This window comes from Ignavibacteriales bacterium (assembly GCA_016709155.1).
GTDB lineage: Bacteria > Bacteroidota > Ignavibacteria > Ignavibacteriales > Ignavibacteriaceae > JADJEI01.
In genome coordinates, this window is sequence record JADJEI010000006.1 from 121051 (window position 1) to 141219 (window position 20169).

Annotated in this window: 15 protein-coding genes; 1 reads left to right on the forward strand and 14 read right to left on the reverse strand. The window is 36.5% G+C overall.

Annotation, left to right across the window (positions count from 1 at the left end):
• Positions 1-241: 241 nt before the first annotated feature.
• The 13 genes from IPH11_11075 to IPH11_11135 form a co-directional block, all read right to left on the reverse strand.
• Positions 242-829 carry a hypothetical protein gene (locus IPH11_11075; GenBank protein ID MBK6914150.1) on the reverse strand — a complete coding sequence of 196 codons (588 nt, stop codon included), beginning with the start codon at positions 827-829 and terminating at the stop codon, positions 242-244.
• Positions 830-1071: 242 nt separating this feature from the next.
• Positions 1072-1248, reverse strand: a complete 177-nt coding sequence (locus IPH11_11080; protein ID MBK6914151.1) for a T9SS type A sorting domain-containing protein — start codon at positions 1246-1248, stop codon at positions 1072-1074.
• Complete coding sequence (locus IPH11_11085) at positions 1224-2138, reverse strand: Omp28-related outer membrane protein (protein MBK6914152.1); 915 nt, start codon at positions 2136-2138, stop codon at positions 1224-1226. Before IPH11_11085 ends, IPH11_11080 begins: the two co-directional genes overlap by 25 nt.
• A gap of 164 nt (positions 2139-2302) precedes the next feature.
• Positions 2303-4666, reverse strand: a complete 2364-nt coding sequence (locus IPH11_11090) for a T9SS type A sorting domain-containing protein (GenBank protein ID MBK6914153.1) — start codon at positions 4664-4666, stop codon at positions 2303-2305.
• Between the two features lie 241 nt (positions 4667-4907).
• On the reverse strand, positions 4908-6284 hold the full coding sequence (locus IPH11_11095; protein MBK6914154.1) for a T9SS type A sorting domain-containing protein: 1377 nt from the start codon (positions 6282-6284) through the stop codon (positions 4908-4910).
• Complete coding sequence (locus IPH11_11100; GenBank protein ID MBK6914155.1) at positions 6217-6900, reverse strand: hypothetical protein; 684 nt, start codon at positions 6898-6900, stop codon at positions 6217-6219. The genes IPH11_11095 and IPH11_11100 overlap by 68 nt, the downstream gene beginning before the upstream one ends.
• Positions 6897-7310, reverse strand: a complete 414-nt coding sequence (locus IPH11_11105) for a hypothetical protein (protein ID MBK6914156.1) — start codon at positions 7308-7310, stop codon at positions 6897-6899. The genes IPH11_11100 and IPH11_11105 overlap by 4 nt, the downstream gene beginning before the upstream one ends.
• An 80-nt stretch (positions 7311-7390) precedes the next feature.
• Positions 7391-9178 (reverse strand): T9SS type A sorting domain-containing protein, encoded by a 1788-nt coding sequence (locus IPH11_11110; protein MBK6914157.1) that lies wholly within the window; start codon positions 9176-9178, stop codon positions 7391-7393.
• A 23-nt stretch (positions 9179-9201) separates the two neighbouring features.
• On the reverse strand, positions 9202-10320 hold the full coding sequence (locus IPH11_11115; GenBank protein MBK6914158.1) for a hypothetical protein: 1119 nt from the start codon (positions 10318-10320) through the stop codon (positions 9202-9204).
• A 273-nt stretch (positions 10321-10593) separates the two neighbouring features.
• Positions 10594-12423: a T9SS type A sorting domain-containing protein gene (locus IPH11_11120; protein MBK6914159.1), complete on the reverse strand. Its 1830-nt coding sequence runs from the start codon at positions 12421-12423 to the stop codon at positions 10594-10596.
• Positions 12424-12702: 279 nt separating this feature from the next.
• Positions 12703-13014 carry a hypothetical protein gene (locus IPH11_11125; protein ID MBK6914160.1) on the reverse strand — a complete coding sequence of 104 codons (312 nt, stop codon included), beginning with the start codon at positions 13012-13014 and terminating at the stop codon, positions 12703-12705.
• 223 nt (positions 13015-13237) lie between these two features.
• Positions 13238-16159, reverse strand: coding sequence for an exo-alpha-sialidase (locus tag IPH11_11130; protein MBK6914161.1), 2922 nt, complete (start codon positions 16157-16159; stop codon positions 13238-13240).
• A 486-nt stretch (positions 16160-16645) separates the two neighbouring features.
• The gene (locus tag IPH11_11135; protein MBK6914162.1) at positions 16646-17221 is read right to left on the reverse strand and encodes a hypothetical protein; all 576 of its coding nucleotides are present in this window, start codon (positions 17219-17221) and stop codon (positions 16646-16648) included.
• Between the two features lie 348 nt (positions 17222-17569).
• On the opposite strand from IPH11_11135, the gene IPH11_11140 reads away from it, so the two are divergent.
• Entirely contained in the window at positions 17570-18592 is a 1023-nt protein-coding gene (locus IPH11_11140; GenBank protein ID MBK6914163.1) for a fatty acid desaturase, read from the forward strand.
• 174 nt (positions 18593-18766) lie between these two features.
• Here IPH11_11140 and creD read toward each other — a convergent pair whose 3' ends face one another.
• Positions 18767-20071 (reverse strand): cell envelope integrity protein CreD, encoded by a 1305-nt coding sequence (creD, locus tag IPH11_11145; GenBank protein MBK6914164.1) that lies wholly within the window; start codon positions 20069-20071, stop codon positions 18767-18769.
• Between the last annotated feature and the right edge of the window lie 98 nt (positions 20072-20169).

A 20169-nucleotide genomic window follows, 5' to 3' on the forward strand; every position in this document is an offset into this window, starting at 1 on the left:
CAGTCTATGATAGGAGCTTGGAGAACCGTAAACAGCTATTTGTGGGTCTTCTTCGTAAATCTTTTTCCCGGTGCACACAATGTCAGTGCTATTACAATTTGGGCAATGATTTTTATTCTTTAGTGTAAAATATATTGTAACTGAGATGATTAAGAGGGCAAAGATTATAAATACTACTGTTCCCATAATTTTACTCTTTCAATTTGCATCGCTGTTGCAAATATTTATTCTCGATCTACTGCTATATTGATTTTAATGAGTTTATTCTTAAAAGATTAAATAAAAATGCTTTATTCTGAATATAAAAATCAACCCCTAATCCAATACCAAGTCCAATCAATATAGCGTTTCGTGCAAACAAGTAAATCAACCGAGGTTCAAGGGAGATGTTGTTTGTGTTTATTATAAAGACAAGCAGACCAAATAAAATATTTAATAAAGCATAAATCACTACCAGTGCTAAACTTCTTATGTAAAGCTTTAACCGGGTATAACGCTTAATGAATTTTTGATATAATAATATTGATATAAATAGACTTCCTAAAAAGAATAAATCCCTGATAACTAAATCGAGATTAATATACCTGCCGGAGAAGATTACTAATTGTAAAACAAGGATAACAATAAATACCAATATCTGTTCTTTTAAAAAATTGTATTCAAATAGGCTGAAGAATAATGCACCGAAAAAACCAAAGGTTACAAATTGAAAGGAGGGAGTTGAGGGCGTAAAGATTACAAAACCCAAAAAGATGATTCCCATTAATATGCTGCCAATGGAGCCGGATAAAGCCATTAAAAAGATTTTAATTAATTTTTTAGTTTTCATTTATACGCCTTTTACGTTAAGTCTAATTAAGTGGATACTTGACTTTGTGATCTTTAGAAAAAAACACAACGCTTTTTATAATGTAACTGATCTAAATTATTATTTACAGACATAAATTAAATTAAAAATACTTATAATATCTAATGAATTTTTCATTGACATATCAAATATGGATATCTATCACGGCAGTTGAAAATCGTTCTTAAAAATGATATCTGAAGGTATCTTGATTACTATACATTTCATTTGATTAACGTCATTTTTTTCGATACGACAAAATCTCCGGCTCGCAGTTGGTAAAAATATATGCCGCTTGGAAAATAAGATGCATCAAACTCCACTTCATATATTCCTGAGGATTTTATTTCGTTTACGAGCGTTGATACTTCATTGCCTAAGACATCAAAAACTTTAAGCACAGTAAACCACCCCTGCCTTCCTTCCCTTCCCCCTCAGAAAGAAATTCAGAGGAAGTGGGAATTGTAAATTTTATTTTTGTTGTAGGATTAAATGGATTAGGGTAGTTTTGCTCAAGTGTAAACTCAGTTGGAGTCTCTCCCTCTTCATCAATACTTGTAATTGTCAGTGAAGAATAATTTATTGTTTCCGATTGATAGACTCTCTTTGATGCATTACTTTGTACAAAGACAATAACACTTAAACTATCCACATCCCACAATTCATCTAAATCAATTGTCTGTGTAAAATCTTTCTCTTCATTCAGATCTATCGTAAATGATTCGCCATCTGAAGTTGGCAGCATTTTTCTCATTACTTGTTTATGATATGAGATAGAATTTCTTCCATCGAAATAAATATCTTCTGCAACCACAAAATGTATTACAAGATCGGGTTCAGAAATATTTCCGGTACGAGTTAGTTTGGCGTTGATATTGAACTGTGTGCTACTCTTCGTCCCATTCAATTGAATTCTTAATGGGCTATCTTTTGTAACGAAAGTGTCAAGACTTGATTTCCAGGTAGTGGTGCTTCCCTGATGAAAACTATCAAACCAACCTTGAGGGGTGAAAGGTACGGGTGAGTAATATTCATTGCGAGCGTCCGAATCTTCCATACTTTGTTCATAAAGAGGATCATCTGAATACGGGTAAATCATGTGATAATAAATAAAACTTATTTTAGCACCGTTACTGTCAGCCAAATAAGCTTCCAGAACATTATGGGCGTTAGGACAGCTTGGACAATGTGAGTTAGTAAAGACTTCAACTAATACTTTTCGCTCTTCCTGTGCCAAAAGTATTGAAGTAAAAGTAAGTAAAACAAAAATCAGTAAAATTTTATGCTTCATATATCTTTTTATTTTTTTATTGTTATTATAATCATTGAAAATAGATTTTGAAAGATAAAAATTAGAGATTGAATTCAATTGAATTGAATACCGAGTAAGAGTATAAAAACCCCGTCATTGCTGAGCGGGGTTAATAAATAAATTATGTGAGTATTATTCCAACATCACTTTGTCAACAGCATCTTCTTTGAAGTTGTAAAACTTCCGGCTTTTATCCGGTAAACATAAACTCCGCTTGCTAATGATGAAGCATCAAATTCTACTTCAAACTTGCCAGCAGGTTTTACTTCGTTCACAAGAGTTGCCACTTCCCTTCCGAGTATATCAATTACTTTTATTGTCACAAACTCTTTTTGCGGCAGCGAGTAAGAGATTACTGTACTCGGATTAAAAGGGTTGGGGTAGTTCTGTTTCAGTGAAAACTCTTTTTGATCAACATTTGTTAAATTTTCAAATTCAATGTCGGTAACCGAATCAATAACAAATTTTTTAAAAAATATATCCATATTACCGCCTCGCATATCCTGCCAAGTCAAATATAATGTATCACCTCTTACTGAAAAATCTGGGTCAAGAGAAAAGTTTTGAGATGTTGTAATCGGAAAAGGCGAGACCCAATTCGATCCGCCATCTACAGAAAAAGAACCCCAGATACTCCATAGATTATCTGAATATGATGCCCATACTGAAACAAGATTTCCATTATCGGATGACTTGATGATAGGGGAAAATGATACTAGATTGCCAGAGATATTTTTTGCATCCTCCCAAGTGGAACCTAAATCCGTGCTACGTGTGTAATAAATCGCCCAGTGATTTGATGAAGCTGCATCAATCATGTGAGCATATACGAGATTAAGTGAACTATCTTTATCCGAGCAAAGTGAAGGCTCATAGGAATAACTGTTGAAATTATTTTCTGTGATTTTAATATCTGTTGACCAAGGTTTGCGGTCAAACCAAATATCCCTGAACTGGTTGGATTCATCAAGAGACTGCCAGGTAGTATAAAAAGACTTACCAATGTATATACTTGATGGAGAAACTGCGTATCCGTCAGAAACGGTGATTTGCCCACTAAGTGCAAATGTTGTTCCTCCATCAGTACTGAGGAAACTTTTCAATCCGTGATAATCTAACCAAACTGCATTTACAAGCTGCTTATAATCAGAACTTAATGAAGGTCTGACACTGACTGTTGTTCCGGAATCCAGAACCGTATTAGTTTGCCAACTCCTCCCAAAATCCATGCTTCGAATCCCACTTAAAAACCAAGTGTATGTGTTATCAATATTATTATACTCATATCCTGATGTAACTGTGAATAGACTAGTGTCACTGATACTAATAATAACAGGCTCAGAATAAAATTCCTCTGAACCTGTAAAAATGAGTTGCGGAGTTGACCAAGATTCACCGTCATTTTCACTTCTTGTATTGTAGATATTATTCTCGCCGCCAGTATTATCTGAAAAGACTACATTAATGATTTCATTCTGAACAGCAATCGAATTTGACATAGTGAATCCCGAGCTATTGCTGATATCTAACTCTTGAAAATAATTATTTGGTGAATTCACTGTGGCGATAGGCTGCTGGGGGGTGTCGGTTAACATTTCTGTCAAAACAGTTCCTTGTGCTAATGGTGTTGAAAAGCCCAGAAGTTTTCCTACAGTTGGAGCAATATCTATTTGGTCCCTAGGTACATCAATGATTGTATTTGTTTTAATATCCGGGCCGATAGCTAAGAAAATAATGTGCCTGCATCCGTGACAATAGTCTCCGTGAGAATACCAACCCCCATGTTGTTCATCATGTCGGCCATGATCGGAGGTAACAATCATTGTAGTTTTATTTGCATAAACCGGATCACTTTGTATTTTATTCCATAGTTCAAAGACCAATGAATCAGCCTGACGTATTGCACCTAAGTATTTTGTAGTATCACCTCTATGACCTTGATGATCAACCTGACCGAAGAGAATATAACATAGAGAAGGATGATCACGATCAATTGCTGATATTGTGGAATCCCAAACATTCAGATCATTCTCTGTGTTTGCTAAATTTACTAATGTGGGTTCGATATCCATTCCAAATCCTGGGTAGATGCTGACCGGATAAGCTAACTTACAGTACTTACCATTTACAAAGTAAGTTTTTTCCTTTGGTACATCAAGAGCTTTGCGATAATATTCAAAAATTGTCGGCTCCTTGGGCCTTACTAATGTCTCAATGGGGCAATTATTCACTAAAATCTGTCTGACTCCGGTGGCGATGGTTGAATGACCAGCGTTTGTAATTGTTATTCCAGTGTTAAAAAACTTTGTGTAGATAGTTCCCTGCGGACGAAGGCTATCCCACATCAAAGGAAGGTTAAGATTTTCAGATTCAAAACCTTCATTGTTCCTTAGACCATCAATAGCAACTATAAATACGTTCTCTGTCTTGAATGTGTGTAACTGCGAAAATACTTGTGTACTCATACATATTAAAAATGTACAAAATATTTGCGTAATAGTTCTCATATTATTCCTCCTGTTAGTTATAAATATTTCTGTTTCGTCGAATATTCTGTCAAGATTATTGGCAAACATCTGCAAAATAAACATTCAACTCAAAATCTTTCCCATTTGGATAACACTATAATTAAATATGTCATTAATTTTGATAGTTGACAAATAGATTGTGATGATCTTTCTCCTCTTAATTTAATATATCTAAACTTTATACATTGAAACTCTAATTTAAGTAAGTATTATTCCAACATCACTTTGTCAATAACATCTTTTTAGAAGTTGTAAAACTTCCGGCTTTTATCTGGTAAACATAAACTCCGCTTGCTAATGATGAAGCATCAAATTCTACTTCAAACTTGCCAGCAGGTTTTACTTCGTTCACAAGAGTTGCCACTTCCCTTCCGAGTATATCAATTACTTTTATTGACACAAATTCCTTTTGCGGCAGTGAGTAAGAGATAACTGTGCTTGGGTTGAAGGGGTTAGGGTAGTTTTGTTCAAGTGCAAACTTAACAGGAGTAGAAACTTCAACTTCAACCGTGTTTGAATATTCAAACGATCCATCAAAATCAATTTGTTTTAATCTGTATTGATATTTACCCGAAGAAAGATTTTCATCAATGAAAGAATAACTTTTTGGTTCGGTAGTAGTACCAAACCCTGGAACGAATGCAATTTGATTCCAGTCCTGATTGCCGACTGAAGACTGAGGACTGCCGACTTGTTTTCTTTCTATCTTAAACCCGCTGTTGTTTGTCTCCGTTGCTGTTTGCCAGTTTAGGGAAACATAATTATGCTGTGCTGTACCCGTAAAGGATGTTAGTTCGACCGGTATAGTTCCACCAGTTAAGGTTTTTAGTATAATACCTTGTTCACCAACTGACCATCCAGTGCTTATATCTGTAAAATAGATTTCATTTAAAGTTACGTCAGTTGGCGTATCTTGTGATTGCCATGAAACTCCGCCATCAATTGTACTGAAAATTCTACCTACTGTACTACATAGCCATCCATGATTAGAGTCAATAAAATAAACAGAAATAGGTGAAATAGAAATTTCAGTAGGCTGATTAAACCATGATAGTCCGCCATCAGTTGTTTTACTAATAGTTTGATTAAGATCTGCAAAACCTACTGCCCAGCCAGTGAGATTATTAACAAAGAAAATATCTCTAATTGAATAGGTAATGCTTTCATTAACAGTGTTCCATGTAGAACCTCCGTCTGTAGTTCTGTACAATCGACCAAGATTAGGCCCCTCACCGATAAAGCCATTATTTCCATCTATAAAATAAACTGCATAATACCAGGAGATTGACTCAATCTGCTGACCGAACAAAGACATTGACTCAATTTGCTGACTGAACCAAGAGGCTCCACCATCGGTAGTCTTTCTAATAGTATTATACTGACCTACTGCCCAACCAGTATCAGAATTTATAAAATGAACCGATAACAGATTATTTCCTGTACCGCTATTTTGTACTCCCCAGTTTTCACCGCCATTAGTTGTCTTACGAATGAATCCACCGCTCCCTACACTATAACCAGTATCTTTGTTAACAAAAAACTGAATAAATAGTAGTGAATTCCCCAAATGATTTTGTTGTCCAGTTAGTGCCTCCATTCGTAGTTTTTAGAATTGTGCCATTATTTCCAACTGCCCAGCCTAAATCATTATCGATAAAAAATACACTCTTCATCGCATGGGGAGTTCCATTTGATTGTAAATTCCAGCTCAGACCTGCATCAACTGATTTAATAAGTGTTCCAAAATCGCCTACGATCCAACCATTTAGAGTATCTCCAAAATCTATTGAGTAAAGATTCATATCTGAACCAGTTTGAATATGATACCAGGTAATTCCGCCATTGGTAGTTCTATAACAGGATCCTTCAGAACCAACTACAATACCCGTCAAATCATCGATAAAATAAATAGATTCAAAATCAGCGGAACCAACAACTTGGACAATCCAGGTAATTCCACCATCATTTGAATTCGCTATTTGTCCATCTTGCCCAACAGCATAGCCATTGAGGCTGTCTGTAAAAAAAATAGACTTAAAAGTTATCCCATTAATTGTTTCTTTAACCCAATTTACGCCATCAACCGTTCTTAAAACTTGGTTGACTCCCGCAGCCCAGCCCTTTGTACTGTCAATAAAAAACAAACTCAATATATCATCGTTAGTTCCACTAATCAAGGGTTCCCAATTCAAACCACCATTAGTTGATTTCAAAATAATTCCATCAGCACCCCCAATCCAGCCGGTTTCTTGGTTAATAAAAAAATGGATTCTAAATCGTTCGGAGCAAGAAAACTAGACAGCCAGGTAACTCCTGCATTTGTAGTCCTAATGTATAATCCAGCCGTTCCTACAGTCCAGCCCATATTCTCATCAAGAAATTGAACTGATTTCAAATCAATACCATTGAAAAAATATTGAGTTTGCCATGAATAACCCCCATCATTCGTTCTTAAAATACTACCCTGTTCTCCAACCATTACAACAATATTCGGATCAATTACAGAAATATCATAAAGATGATAAGTCGTTGGAAACGGGCTTTGTAGAAACCAGCCATCCTGAGCCGTAAGCTGATTCGTGCCACAATAAGAAACTAGTATAAGTAGAATGAAATTCTTCATTTGATCTTAATCCTTTGTAATAAATTAATTTAATAAGTTATTCATAGAGTTATAATAAAATGGATTTCTAAGCGTATCTATTACTTTAATATCAACATTTTCTTAGTCTCAACAAAACTGCCTGACCGTAATTGGTAGTAATACACTCCGCTGGACAGGCTGATAGCCTGTCCTACGTTAAACTCAACTTCATACGTGCCGGGCTGCTGCTGCTCGTTTACGAGTGTTGCAACTTCATTTCCCAAAACATCAAATACTTTTAACGAAACCAATATGTCACCCTGAGCTTGTCGAAGGGTGACAGAAGGGATGGTGTATTTTATTTTTGTTGTTGGATTAAATGGATTCGGGAAGTTCTGCTCAAGTGAAAATTCTGTTGGTGAATTTATTTCAACTTCAACTGTGTTTGAATATTCGAATGTTCCATCAAAGTCAATTTGTTTTAATCTGTATTGATATTTTCCAGAAGAGAGATTTTCATCAGTGAAAGAATAACTCTTTGGTTCGGTAGTAGTACCAAACCCGGGAACGAAAGCTATTGTCTCAAAAGCCCCTTCCTTTTGGGAAGGGGTTGGGGATAGGCTTCTTTCAATCTCAAACCCGCTGTTATTTGTCTCCGTTGCAGTTTGCCAGTTTAGCGGAACGGCGTTTTGCTGTGCTGTGGCTGTGAAGGAGGTTAGCTCTACAGGGACGATGTCGGAGGAGATCCTCATTAGTAATAATTGTTGAGCATGATCTGAAACGGGTAAGTAAGGCTGATTTCCCGTTGCAATATAATCGCCATTAGACAATTGGATAATTGAGTAAAAGTCTGTATCCAGTGAGCTAAGAACATTATCGCTCGAGTAACTCTCTATTGATTTTGTCCATAAAGTATCGCCTAACTCATCTGTTCTAATAATCCAGCCATAATCAACATCCCAACCACCAGAACCACAGACAATATACCCCCCATCAATTGTTTGTTGAACGGAATAACCGATATCATATTCATTATTGTAATCATAAGTTTTTGACCATTCTACATTCCCCGCAGAATCTGTTTTTAACAACCACAGGTCAGGGTTTTCTGGATCAGCCGTACTAAGCAGACCAGTTAGTATAAAACCTCCATCCTCAGTCTCCAAAATCGATTGAAACCAACCAGATAATTCTCCTCCATAGATTCTTGTCCATAGTGTATCTCCATTTGTATCAAGCTTTAGTAACCAACCTTTAAAAATTCCCACGCCTACAGCTCCACAAATTATATAACCACTATCAGTAGTTTGTTGCACTCCATAAAAGTGATCTACATTAGTAGTCCCGAATGTTTTTTGCCATTCAACCTCACCCATTGAATCTGTTTTAATAACCATCCCATCTGGAGTTTGTGGAAAAGCATTTTGCTCACCACAAATTATAATACCTCCATCTTTAGTGATATTTATTGACCAACCATAATCTGTATTAAGTTCATCATAAGTTTTAAGCCACAGTAACTCACCAAGTGAATCAGTTCTTATAAGAAGCAAGTCAAGACCACCTGTAATGAGCGATGGTGCAGCGCCTCCAATTATATATCCTCCATCATCTGCTTGTTTGAGAGAATAACCAAAGTCACTGCTAACTCCCCCATATGTTTTAGTCCAAAGTGTATCACCATTTGAATCCGTTTTTATTAACCAGACATCAAATCCTCCAGCACCAAATGAGCCCGTGTAACCAGCTACTGCAATTCCTCCATCACTTGTTTCGATAACTGAACGACCAAAATCATCAGCAGTGTTTAGTCCGTAGCTTTTTTTCCAGATTATATCAGGGGATTGAGAATAAATACAATTAGTTATAATAAATAAGAATAGGCTATATTTTTTTATCGTTTTCATTTCAACCTTTACGTTTTAAATTATTATGGAGTAATGAGATTATGTGTGACACAAAAGTCGAATTCTTCCAATCCTTTAAACCATCTGTTTGTGTTTGGAGGGTAATTCACTGCTGCACTGTCGGTATCATATTCTCCTACTGGACATAACAAGAGAGGGTTGTAATCTGTTGGACTAATGAAACGATTCCCTCTTATCCAACCCGATGTTCCAGGGTCCCAAGATTCTATCCTTAGAGTGTACCTATTAGGATCTAAAGATTGAATCGTACTATTTTCAATTGTAGAATAAAAAGCACCGCCCACAGGATTTGCATTTTGTGTAATCCCTATTCCCTTACCTCCGGTTATATTACTGTTATAAACTTGTATCATTGGTTTCTCTGTTTCTTCTCCAAGATAGCCTGCTTCGATTCCCGACTTTTTTGCTTCAACAGTATCTATAACACAATCCCTAACAATTAATCTTCCTGCTTTCTTTAATATTACGTTGTCAACAGTAAATGTAATATCAGGATTGTGAAAGACGTGGATCCCGTCTCCCTGATGTATTGCGCCAGGATCATCTTTCCCTGTCCAATAGATAGTACTTGAGTCAACTAACACATAATACCCTCCAACCTGCATCCCATCCCAGCCTGAGTTCATTATTTGTGTCTGTCCTATATGCCCATTGTCTCCAAATAGTTTTACTGCGCACGGGGATAACATAACTTCTCCGATCTGTGATGTCCAGCCACAGCTATCAATATAAAGGTTATAACCAAAAAAATTACTTGATGTAGAACCAACTCTTATTCCCCATCTACGAAATCTTCTTATCTGCAAATTCTTGACAGTAATATTAGGTGAATTAAGAATATCAAAACACCAGAGGCTCCATTCAGAAATATTTTCAGCTTCTGAAACATCAATTTCTTCGAGAATGGTTTTGTCCGTGCCCTGCCCAATAAAAGAAATATTGGTAAAGCCATTAACCTCGAGCACATCTACCAAAAAAGTAGAATCAGCAAGATAGAAGTCTGTGTTAGATGCTAATCTTCCTTTCATCTCCTGAAAAGAATACGCATCACTCCAGCTATCACCAGAGTGGTCACCTGCGCCATGCGGGGTAACATATTTAGCAATATTGGGGGGGTACATTATTTTTAACTCCCAATAAATTGGAATTAGTGTTATTATAATTAGCAGCAATAAAACAATAAACTGCCACAAAGAACAGAAATGACCGAACAAGAACGATTTTCATCAGCACCTCCTGAAATACTAATTAAAGAATACCAAATAAGTTATTTACCTCTCCTGATGAAATTTTCAAAAGTATAATACAATTAGAATTGGAGAAAGTCAATCACAGGAATGTGTGAAATAAAAGATGACATCCCGCTTATCGGAATGTCATCTTTAAGAAATAAATCAGTGGAATAAAATCATCTTCTTAGTTTCAACAAAACCACCTGACCTTAGTTGGTAGTAGTAAACGCCGCTGGACAGGCTGATAGCCTGTCCTACGTTAAACTCAACTTCATACGTGCCGGGCTGCTGTGGCTCGTTTACGAGTGTGGCTACTTCGTTGCCAAGTATATCGTAAACTTTCAATGTTACATAAATGTCACCCTTCGACAAGCTCAGGGTGACAGTGGGAATTGTATATTTTATTTTTGTTGTTGGGTTAAATGGGTTGGGGTAGTTCTGTCCAAGAGAAAATTCTGTTGGTGAATTTATTTCAACTTCAACTGTGTTTGAGTATTCAAAACTTCCATCAAAGTCAATTTGTTTTAATCTGTACTGATATTTTCCTGAAGAAAGATTTTCATCAACGAATGAATAACTCTTTGGTTCGGTGGTAGTTCCAAATCCGGGAATGAAAGCAATTTGATTCCAATCCTGATTGCTGACTGAAGACTGAGGACTGCCGACTTGTTTTCTTTCTATCTCAAATCCGCTGTTATTTGTCTCCGTTGCGGTTTGCCAGTTAAGCGCAACTGCGTTTTGCTGTGTTGTTGCGGTAAAGGATGTTAGTTCTACAGGGATGATATCAGAGGCAATACGAACTAAATAAACATCTAAATGATTACCCTGAATTTTATCGGAATACCCAGCCATTATATACCCTCCATCAGAAATTTGCTTTATTGAATTACCTCCGTGAGCGCCGTTACTACCAGCATTTGGGTTATCCAAGTTGTTTAATAAATTTCTAGGGAAGAAAGGAAGTAGCTTATCCCATAAGATATTTCCGATTGAATCAGTTCGAACAAGCCAAGCTTCTAACCCCCCATCAAATGGTGCCGCTTGCCCGGTAATGATATATCCGCCATCTGATGTTTGCTGAACCGAATAACCAATATCAGTATCGTTTTCATAATCAAGTGTCTGTGACCATTGTTCACTCCCGGAAGAATCGGTCTTTATCAGCCACAAATCATAGTCAAATGTAGATGGAACTCTAAATCCACCTGACAATACATACCCACCATCAGAGGTTAGAGCAATCCCAAACATCAAATCCTGTTTGATATCGCCATAAAATTTAGACCAGAGAGAATCTCCATCAGCATCTATTTTCAATAACCAACCTGCAACATCCTGAATTCCAAAATAAACCGTTCCCGATGCGACAAAATCACCAGACTCAGTTGCTTTGATAGAATATAACTTGTCATCAAGCAATGTTCCATAATGCTTCTCCCAAACAGGTTCCCCCAAAGGATCAGTTTTGATTAGCATTGCATCAGAGACTTCTGGGAATGCGTCTTTTTCACCCGCAAAGATAAAACCTCCGTCAAATGTCTTATCCACCGACCAGCAAATATCATCGTTTGCCCCACCAAACGTTCTTGTCCATAGCGTATCACCAAGAGAGTCTGTTCTTATAACATAGAAATCAAACTGACCAACACCGAATGAGTTGGTTGTTCCGGCAATTATAAAACCACCATCCTCTGTTTTCTTCATTGAGTAAGCATATTCATCTCCGTCTCCCCCATAAGTTTTTGTCCATAAAGTATCACCGTTTGAGTCTGTACGCAGCAGCCAAATGTCGTAATCCGTAAGGGGGATTGATTTGGTATAACCAACTACTGCAAATCCACCATCCCAAAGCTCTTCAACATCGTAAGCTACATCTATACTGTCCCCACCTATTCTTTTTGTCCACAAAGTATCGGGTTCTTGGGCAAATAAAATTGAATTTGATGATAACAATATCAATAATATGAGAGGAAATATTTTAATTCTTTTCATTTCATCCTCCTAATCTGCCGTACAGTCTGGGATAGGTTCACTGCAGAATATGCTCTGCCAGTCATTTCCTTTTTTCCATCTGTTTCCTTCGTATGTCACAGCGAGTGGGAGCGTATTACACTCACCAACAGGACATTGACCAAAAGGATAATTCACGGGGCAAAGAAAAATATTATTTTTTATTTTTCCCGGTGTACCAGCATCCCAATTTTCTATTCTTAATGGCCAGCGATCAATCTTTAAATTAACTATCGTACAATTTTGGACATCAGAATAAAACTAACCATTGGAGAGGTCATTACTTTGTGTTATCCCTATTCCTTTTCCACCCGCAATATAACTGTTATATGCTCTCAATAATGGCTTTTCAGTTTGCGGGTCTTTGTAGCCGGCTTCTATGCTTGATTTTTTAGGATGTGCAGTGTTTTTATAACACTCATTCACGGTCAGTCTGCCAGCTGTTTGTCCATCTTCCTGATATGTTGCCCCTGGTTCATCTACAGAATTGTAGTTTGTGTTTATTGAACTTGCAGCAATAAGCAAAGCAATCATTGCAAAGAACAGAAACGACCGAACAAGAACGATTTTCATCAGCACCTCCTGAAATATTAATTAAACAATATCAAATAAGTTATTTACCTCTCCTGATAAAATTTTCAAAAGCATATTACAAATAGAAAAGGAGAAAGTCAATCACACGAATGTGGTATTTATAAAGATGACATCTCTATAGATAGGATGTCATCTTTATAAAGAATAAAGGGATGATTATTTCAAAAGTACTCTTTATGAGATTACTATTGTAATAATTACTTTACTTTGTCAACAGCATCTTCTTTGAAGTTGTAAAACTTCCGGCTTTTATCCGGTAAACATAAACTCCGCTTGCTAATGATGAAGCATCAAATTCTACTTCAAACTTGCCGGCAGGTTTTACTTCGTTCACAAGAGTTACCACTTCCCTTCCGAGTATATCAATTACTTTTATTGACACAAATTCCTTTTGCGGCAGTGAGTAAGAGATTACTGTACTCGGATTAAAAGGGTTGGGGTAGTTTTGTTCGAGTGAAAATTTAACAGGAGCAGAAACTTCAACTTCTACTTGATTTGAGTATTCAAATGTACCATTGAAATCAATCTGTTTCAATCTGTAAGTATGCGTGCCTTGTGTTAGTTTTGAATCAGTATAGGAATAATCACGCGGTTCAGTTGTTGTTCCGAAGCCGGGAACGTATCCAACCTTTTCGAATTTATTTTCAATCATTTTTTCAACATCAAAGCCTTTGTTGTTAGTCTCAGTTGCAGTTGTCCAGTTAAGAACTACATCATCCGCAGAATTTGAGCTGGCTGTAAATGAAGTGAGTTCTACCGGGATCGCAAGTAAATCAGTTAATTTGAAATCATCAACATAATATCTGCTTTGACCTGATGAAAGTAAACCATAACCATAAAGATCAACCCCACCCAATTGATTTAATCCGCCCGAGTTTGGAATGCCCGGACTCCATTGCCATGTATGAACAGAAACACCGTTAACCTTATATTCCGCCTGATCAATATCTAAATCAACTATTAGTTCATTAGAGAACCAGGTATTGAATGGATAACTGAATGTTGCCGCTTGTGGATTCTGTTCAGCAGAAATGTATCCTGCACCGCCATCAAAGTAGGCTTCAAATCCCCATACACTATTTGCTCCATCAAAATGCTGGAGGCAATTCCAGTAAGCATCAAACCCTGATTGAACATACATCTGAAAACTTACACTGAATTTTCCAGTTGTGTAATCGGGGATTGCATATACTAAATCGTTGTCATCAACGATTACTGCAGAATTGGGCGCACTGAATTTTTGTGTTGTAGAAACAAATGCATCTGTAACTGGATCGCAAGGAGTAAAATTCCAAGTCGTCCAATCAACAGGATTCTGACATGCTACCTGCTGTCCAGCGATGTAAGTATCAAAATTATCTTCGAAAGATAAATTAATGTTCGGATCGCTCTCTGTTTGGAAACTCCAGAATGGACCTGTGGTAGTGCACGAAGCTCCGTTCTCCACTACCTGCCAGTAATAGGTTGTACTATATTCCAATGTGTCGGGGATAGTCCAGTTAGTTGAAAGGGAACCACTTTGAACAAGCGGTAAACTACCCGGGTTTGTTCCAAAATATAAATCGTTATTTAAGGCATTAACTCCGTTAGTCCAGCTAATCTCAGCAAGATTTATAGAAACATCTGAAGAACCATTCGCCGGAACAGGATTAGTGGGGGGATCAACCTCACAGCCGGGTCCGAATGAAACTTCAGCAACCCATGCCTGATAAATACCTGTTTTGTCATCTGCCCAGTAAGCATAAAGCATTCCGTTGGTTTCAGTGATACCGATGTAATCACCTTGATAACCGCCGGCAAGACCGGGAATAGATTTTGGTTTGAAGTGATGATCCGAAACTTCAAATTCAGTCCAGCTATCACCGCCATCTACTGATCGTGCAACATAAACTGAAGCAGAATCATTAGTAAGATTTCTTGCATCGTAGTAAACGACATTAACACTGCCGTCTCTACCTACAACTAATGCAGGCATATATTGCTCAGCACCGTTATTTGGCGGATCCTGATTTACGCGGATACCTGCTGACCAGGTTGTACCGCCATCAGTTGATCTGTGCATAATTACATCGGGATCGCTTCCGGCTGGTGCTAGATTTTTTTCAGCATGTACGACATAAATCCAACCGCTTCTGACTCCAGCAGTTGTATCAACACCCATCCATGGAAAATCATTTACTCTTATGCTCGTATTAAAAAGAAATCCTCTGATGCCGTTACAATCGTAAATATTATTATTTACCGACCAGGTAACTCCGCCATCTGTTGACTTACCAAATCCCATCTGATCACCTGTGAAGTTACCTGAAGTAATTGGATTCTGCCAAACCATATAAACCTCTCCGTTAGGTCCGATGGCGCCATTAACTCCCTGTGAATAATGTCCGCCGGGAGGGGTATTAATATTTTGTGCGGAACTCCAGTTTACCCCGCCGTTCGTTGAATATGAAATTGCAATCGGAGGAGCAGAAGCGGTAAACCTCGACCAGCTAGCATAGACTCTTCCATTAAATGGACTGCCGGGTCTGTTATCAACTACAGTATGATTTTTATCTTGAGAGCCGGTAATAATATTAATTATACTGCTCCATGAAGTACCACCATTAGTAGAGTAAGCAGCTTTTAATCCATTAAAACCGCCATCGAGAAAAGTCATATAAAATCTTCCATCGGGCCCAATTGCCGGTGCGGGATCGCCGCCGTGACCGGTAACGGGAGTAGTTTTGCAGGTGTCGCTTCCATGCCATGTTGCACCGCCGTCGGTAGTAACATAAACACCTTCTGAAATAAAGAATGGACTAATGCGAACTGCATTAGAAGAAGCAAACATTGTATTCTCGTCAAGGGGGGATCTTTGAATCGGAACTTCACTCTGTGTGAAATTACTTGGATGTACCCTTGTACTTATTCCAACAGTAACTGAACCGAATGGCGTATCAAACACTCTCGGTGATTTATTTGGATGGACATATTTCAGATGTGTAATTGGAATCTGAAAATACTCGCCCGTTGGTTGTATTTGTGTGCTCCACATTCTTGGATCAGTAAACTGACCAAAAGAAATAGAAGAAACTACCAACAGAGTAAACAGCACAAAAAGAACTTTATGAAATATTGATTTCATCTGTACTCCTGTATTGTAAGTTTTTTATTAGGTTGATTAAGAGAAAAGTAACAGCCGGCAATGATCAGGGAATGTTTAAACCTTTTGTTACGAACTTCAATGAGTTAAAATAAATAAAACAACTTATTATTCTCTAATTAAATTTTTATAATGTTCGCACTATTCTTATAAATAATTTTCCTCAAATATGAAGTAGATATCCTGAAATAAATATCTTGCTGACGTTCTGAGTTTTTAAACTCAATTTTTATTGGTTTAATATGATAAGTGCGTTTTCCTATGGAATAAGTGACAAGATATAATTGATCAAGAAGGGTATGCCGACCTAATTTATGTTCCGTAGATTATATATTATCTGCAGACTAAAAGATGATGTCAGCGTCTTAACTTGTAGTTGAAGGGGTTCGCATTCGTAAATTATACGAAACGGTATGATAAACAAACTACTTTTGTATAGAAAGAGAAACGAAGAAAAATTCTAATTATTTATTTCAGCCAACCATATCTAGAGAAGTGTTCAAGTTTAGCATTTTTAACTTTAATCTCCTGCTTATCCATGTCAACTTTAGACTCATCATTGAGAGTTGTTTCAATTCCACCCTTACCAAAGAAAACAAAATCATAATGTCCCGATGTAGTATAACCAAGTGCCACTAAATCAATACCGGTATAAGTGACTGAGAGTTTTACATCTTTTTCGAAGACCATTTCCGGAAAAAATTTAATAATTGCCGATTCCGGATTTAATTTCATTGTGATATATTCTGAACCCTGGAAGGCAGATTGCTTGATCGTAAGTTTTCCATAAACTTCAATTTGTCTTCCCTGATAATTAGTATATGCTGTGTCTATTAATAACTCACCTCCACTTTCACCATCAATTAATTTAGATACAGAAAGAATATGCGAAGCAGAGTCAATTTCTTGATCAGATATGAGAATTTGATCTTTGGTTAAATTATTAATGCTGGTTGGTGCCGATATGTTTGTGAAATCAGAATTGTCACTGCAGCCAAAGAAAATAATTCCGACCAGACTAAAAAGTACAAATGTTTTTTTCATAAGATTCCCACTTTTTTAAATAATATTTAACCAAACAAAGTTGTTTTAACTTTTAGTTCTTTCCCGCGTAACTGTAAACGGGCACAATTCAAATTTTTGGTTTATTTGCAGCTAACTTTATGCCATCTACTACTTCATTATGGAAGTTTCCTCTAAGTTATAAATTCTCATCTTTTCTGCTAAATAGCGGATATTAATTGTTAAAATTATGTCATTTTTTCTGGTAGGATGTAAATATTTCCGCCCTGAGTTGTAACTCATGAGGTTTCTGAACAGTGTATATCACTCAATTAACAAATTATTATCACTATCTTTACGCAAAGATTTTAAAACGATTTACCACACTCTATGTTTCAAAAAAACTTTACATCCATAAAACCGAACTGGGATACTCTTGTCGCGAAATATCAAATCTCGAATAAGTGGAAAAGTATCTGGCAGTTAATCAATTCATTTGCTTCATACATAATCATTTGGTATCTGATGTATTTCACATTGGATATCAGTTATTGGCTAACTCTTCTTCTTTCAATTCCCGCTGCAGGATTCGTAATTCGCATATTCATCATCCAACACGATTGCGGGCACGGTTCGTTTTTTGAATCAAGAAAAGCCAACGATTCATGGGGAAAGATTTGCAGTATCTTTACTCTGACGCCTTATTACTATTGGCGGAAGAAACATGCAATCCATCATGCAAGTGCCGGTAAACTTGGACAAAGAGGCATTGGTGATATTTACACAATGACTGTTGATGAATTCCTGCAGCAGTCGCGCTGGGGTAGAATAAAATACCGTCTGTACCGCAACCCGATAATATTGTTCGTGGTTATTCCGGTTATTCTTTTTATGATTCTCTACCGCTTCCCCCTCCCGCCCGCAAAAGGATTAAAGAAACTTCACCCGGGCGTTTACCTTACAAGTCTGGTTCTTTTATTATTAACAGCAGGATTAGTCTGGCTGATCGGGATAAAAGCTTTTGTACTCATTCAATTCCCGATTACTTTTATTGCCTCATCAACCGGCACGTGGTTGTTTTATGTTCAACATCAATTTGAGGATGCTTACTGGACAAAAGATAATTCGTGGGATTATGAACTTGCCGCTATGCAGGGAAGTTCATACTACAAGCTGCCGAAAGTACTTCAATGGTTTACGGGTAATATTGGGTTTCATCATATCCACCACCTTAGTCCGAAGATACCAAATTACCTTCTGGAAAAATGCCATAAAGAAAATCCCGTATTTCAGAAAGGTGTTACTTTAACACTTGGCTCAAGTCTGCGAAGTATATTTCTAAAACTGTGGGATGAAAAACAAAAAAAGTTGATCAGCTTTCATTACTTCAAACGTCAGAGGGTGGGGATGTAAAGGAGATTAATCAGCATCGAACAACTTGTAAGAAAACTTTAAGTTATTCAGTTAAGTCTTCTGAAAAATTATCGAGCTGTCTCCATAAAACAACGCCATCAAAAGAAAATAATTTATATCTTATTCACACTTCTATATTCGTTTTGATTCTCAGATTAGGCTGTAGGTTCATTTTTAATCCGAATTCCTTTTAGAACTCAAAACATCATACCAATTTATTTTTCTTGTTAGATACATTATAGCAGCTAATACGATAAACAAAGCGATGTTTCCTAATAGTAACGAGTAATCCTGTAATTGCAATATTATATACATAAAACCATAGAATAAAATTAAAAATATCCCGATAAACAATCCAAGCTTATAATTACCATAGACATTTGATGTGTACAAACTTATTAGGAATACTACGAGTAAACTTGCAATTAAATACGAGTATTGAAATAAGAGATATTCTGAAAGAGATAATAAAATCGAATAAAAGATAACTAAGGAAAGCCCTATTAATAAATATTGAATTGGATGTAAAACCTTTTTACTAAAAATTTCTATCATAAAAAAACTGACAAAAGTTAAAATGATAATCATTATTCCATATTTTGATGTTCGCATTGTCTTTTGATACTCATCAACAGGAACAAGAAGTTTTACTCCAAATGCACTTGAATATAATTCATATTTATTGTTCTGCCACTCCTGAGGATATTCTCTATTGAAATGATTTATATTCCAATTAGCTGTAAATCCATCGCTGTTTATTTTTCTTGAGGAGGGGAGAAAATTCCCAACGAAACTTGGATTATTCCAATTTGATTTCACTGATACTTCAGTACTTTTTCCAAGTGGAATGAACTCAAGGTTTTCACTTCCTTTTAGTTTAATTGTAACATCGAAATAATATTTTTTATCATTCTTGTTAATATTTACGTCAGTTGTAAATCCGTTGCGAAATAAATCTTTTGTTTTTAATCCGGGATTAACTTCTTTTTTTTCTTTGTCCCAATTTGCTGCTATATCTTCTTGTATTCCTTTTAAATCAGAGATACTAAATGAAAGATAATTTTCTTTAACGTTAAGAAGCAGTTCTTCATAGTTAACCGTCTTTATTTTGTCAAGATCGAAATATCCGCTTATTCTAATATTTGCTTCATACAATGTGACTTCATAAATACCTCTATATCGGGTCTCCGGGAATACTTCTGTCTCGTATTTTAAATTCTCCGGAAGCAAGTTGTAATTATTTTGAGCTAAATATTTTTCTCCATTTCGGTTTTCCACCAGGCTTTCATTTATAATTGTAAGAATTGGTCCGGTTACAACTTGTGAACCTGCCCAGCTTTTATTTATCTCATTAACAGCTTCATCTCGATATTTTTGTCTTTCAGTAATCAATGATTGAATCATTGTCAATGGAATTAGCAGTAGTGCTATTACGCCAATAGTAAAAATAATCCGAACTATTACTGATCCTTTTTTCATTTTATTCTCTTTAGATATTTAGTTACAGTCTATCGGTATGTCTATCGGTGTGTTATCCCTTAAAGAAGGAAAACAGAATGATGCCGTATAAATTATTT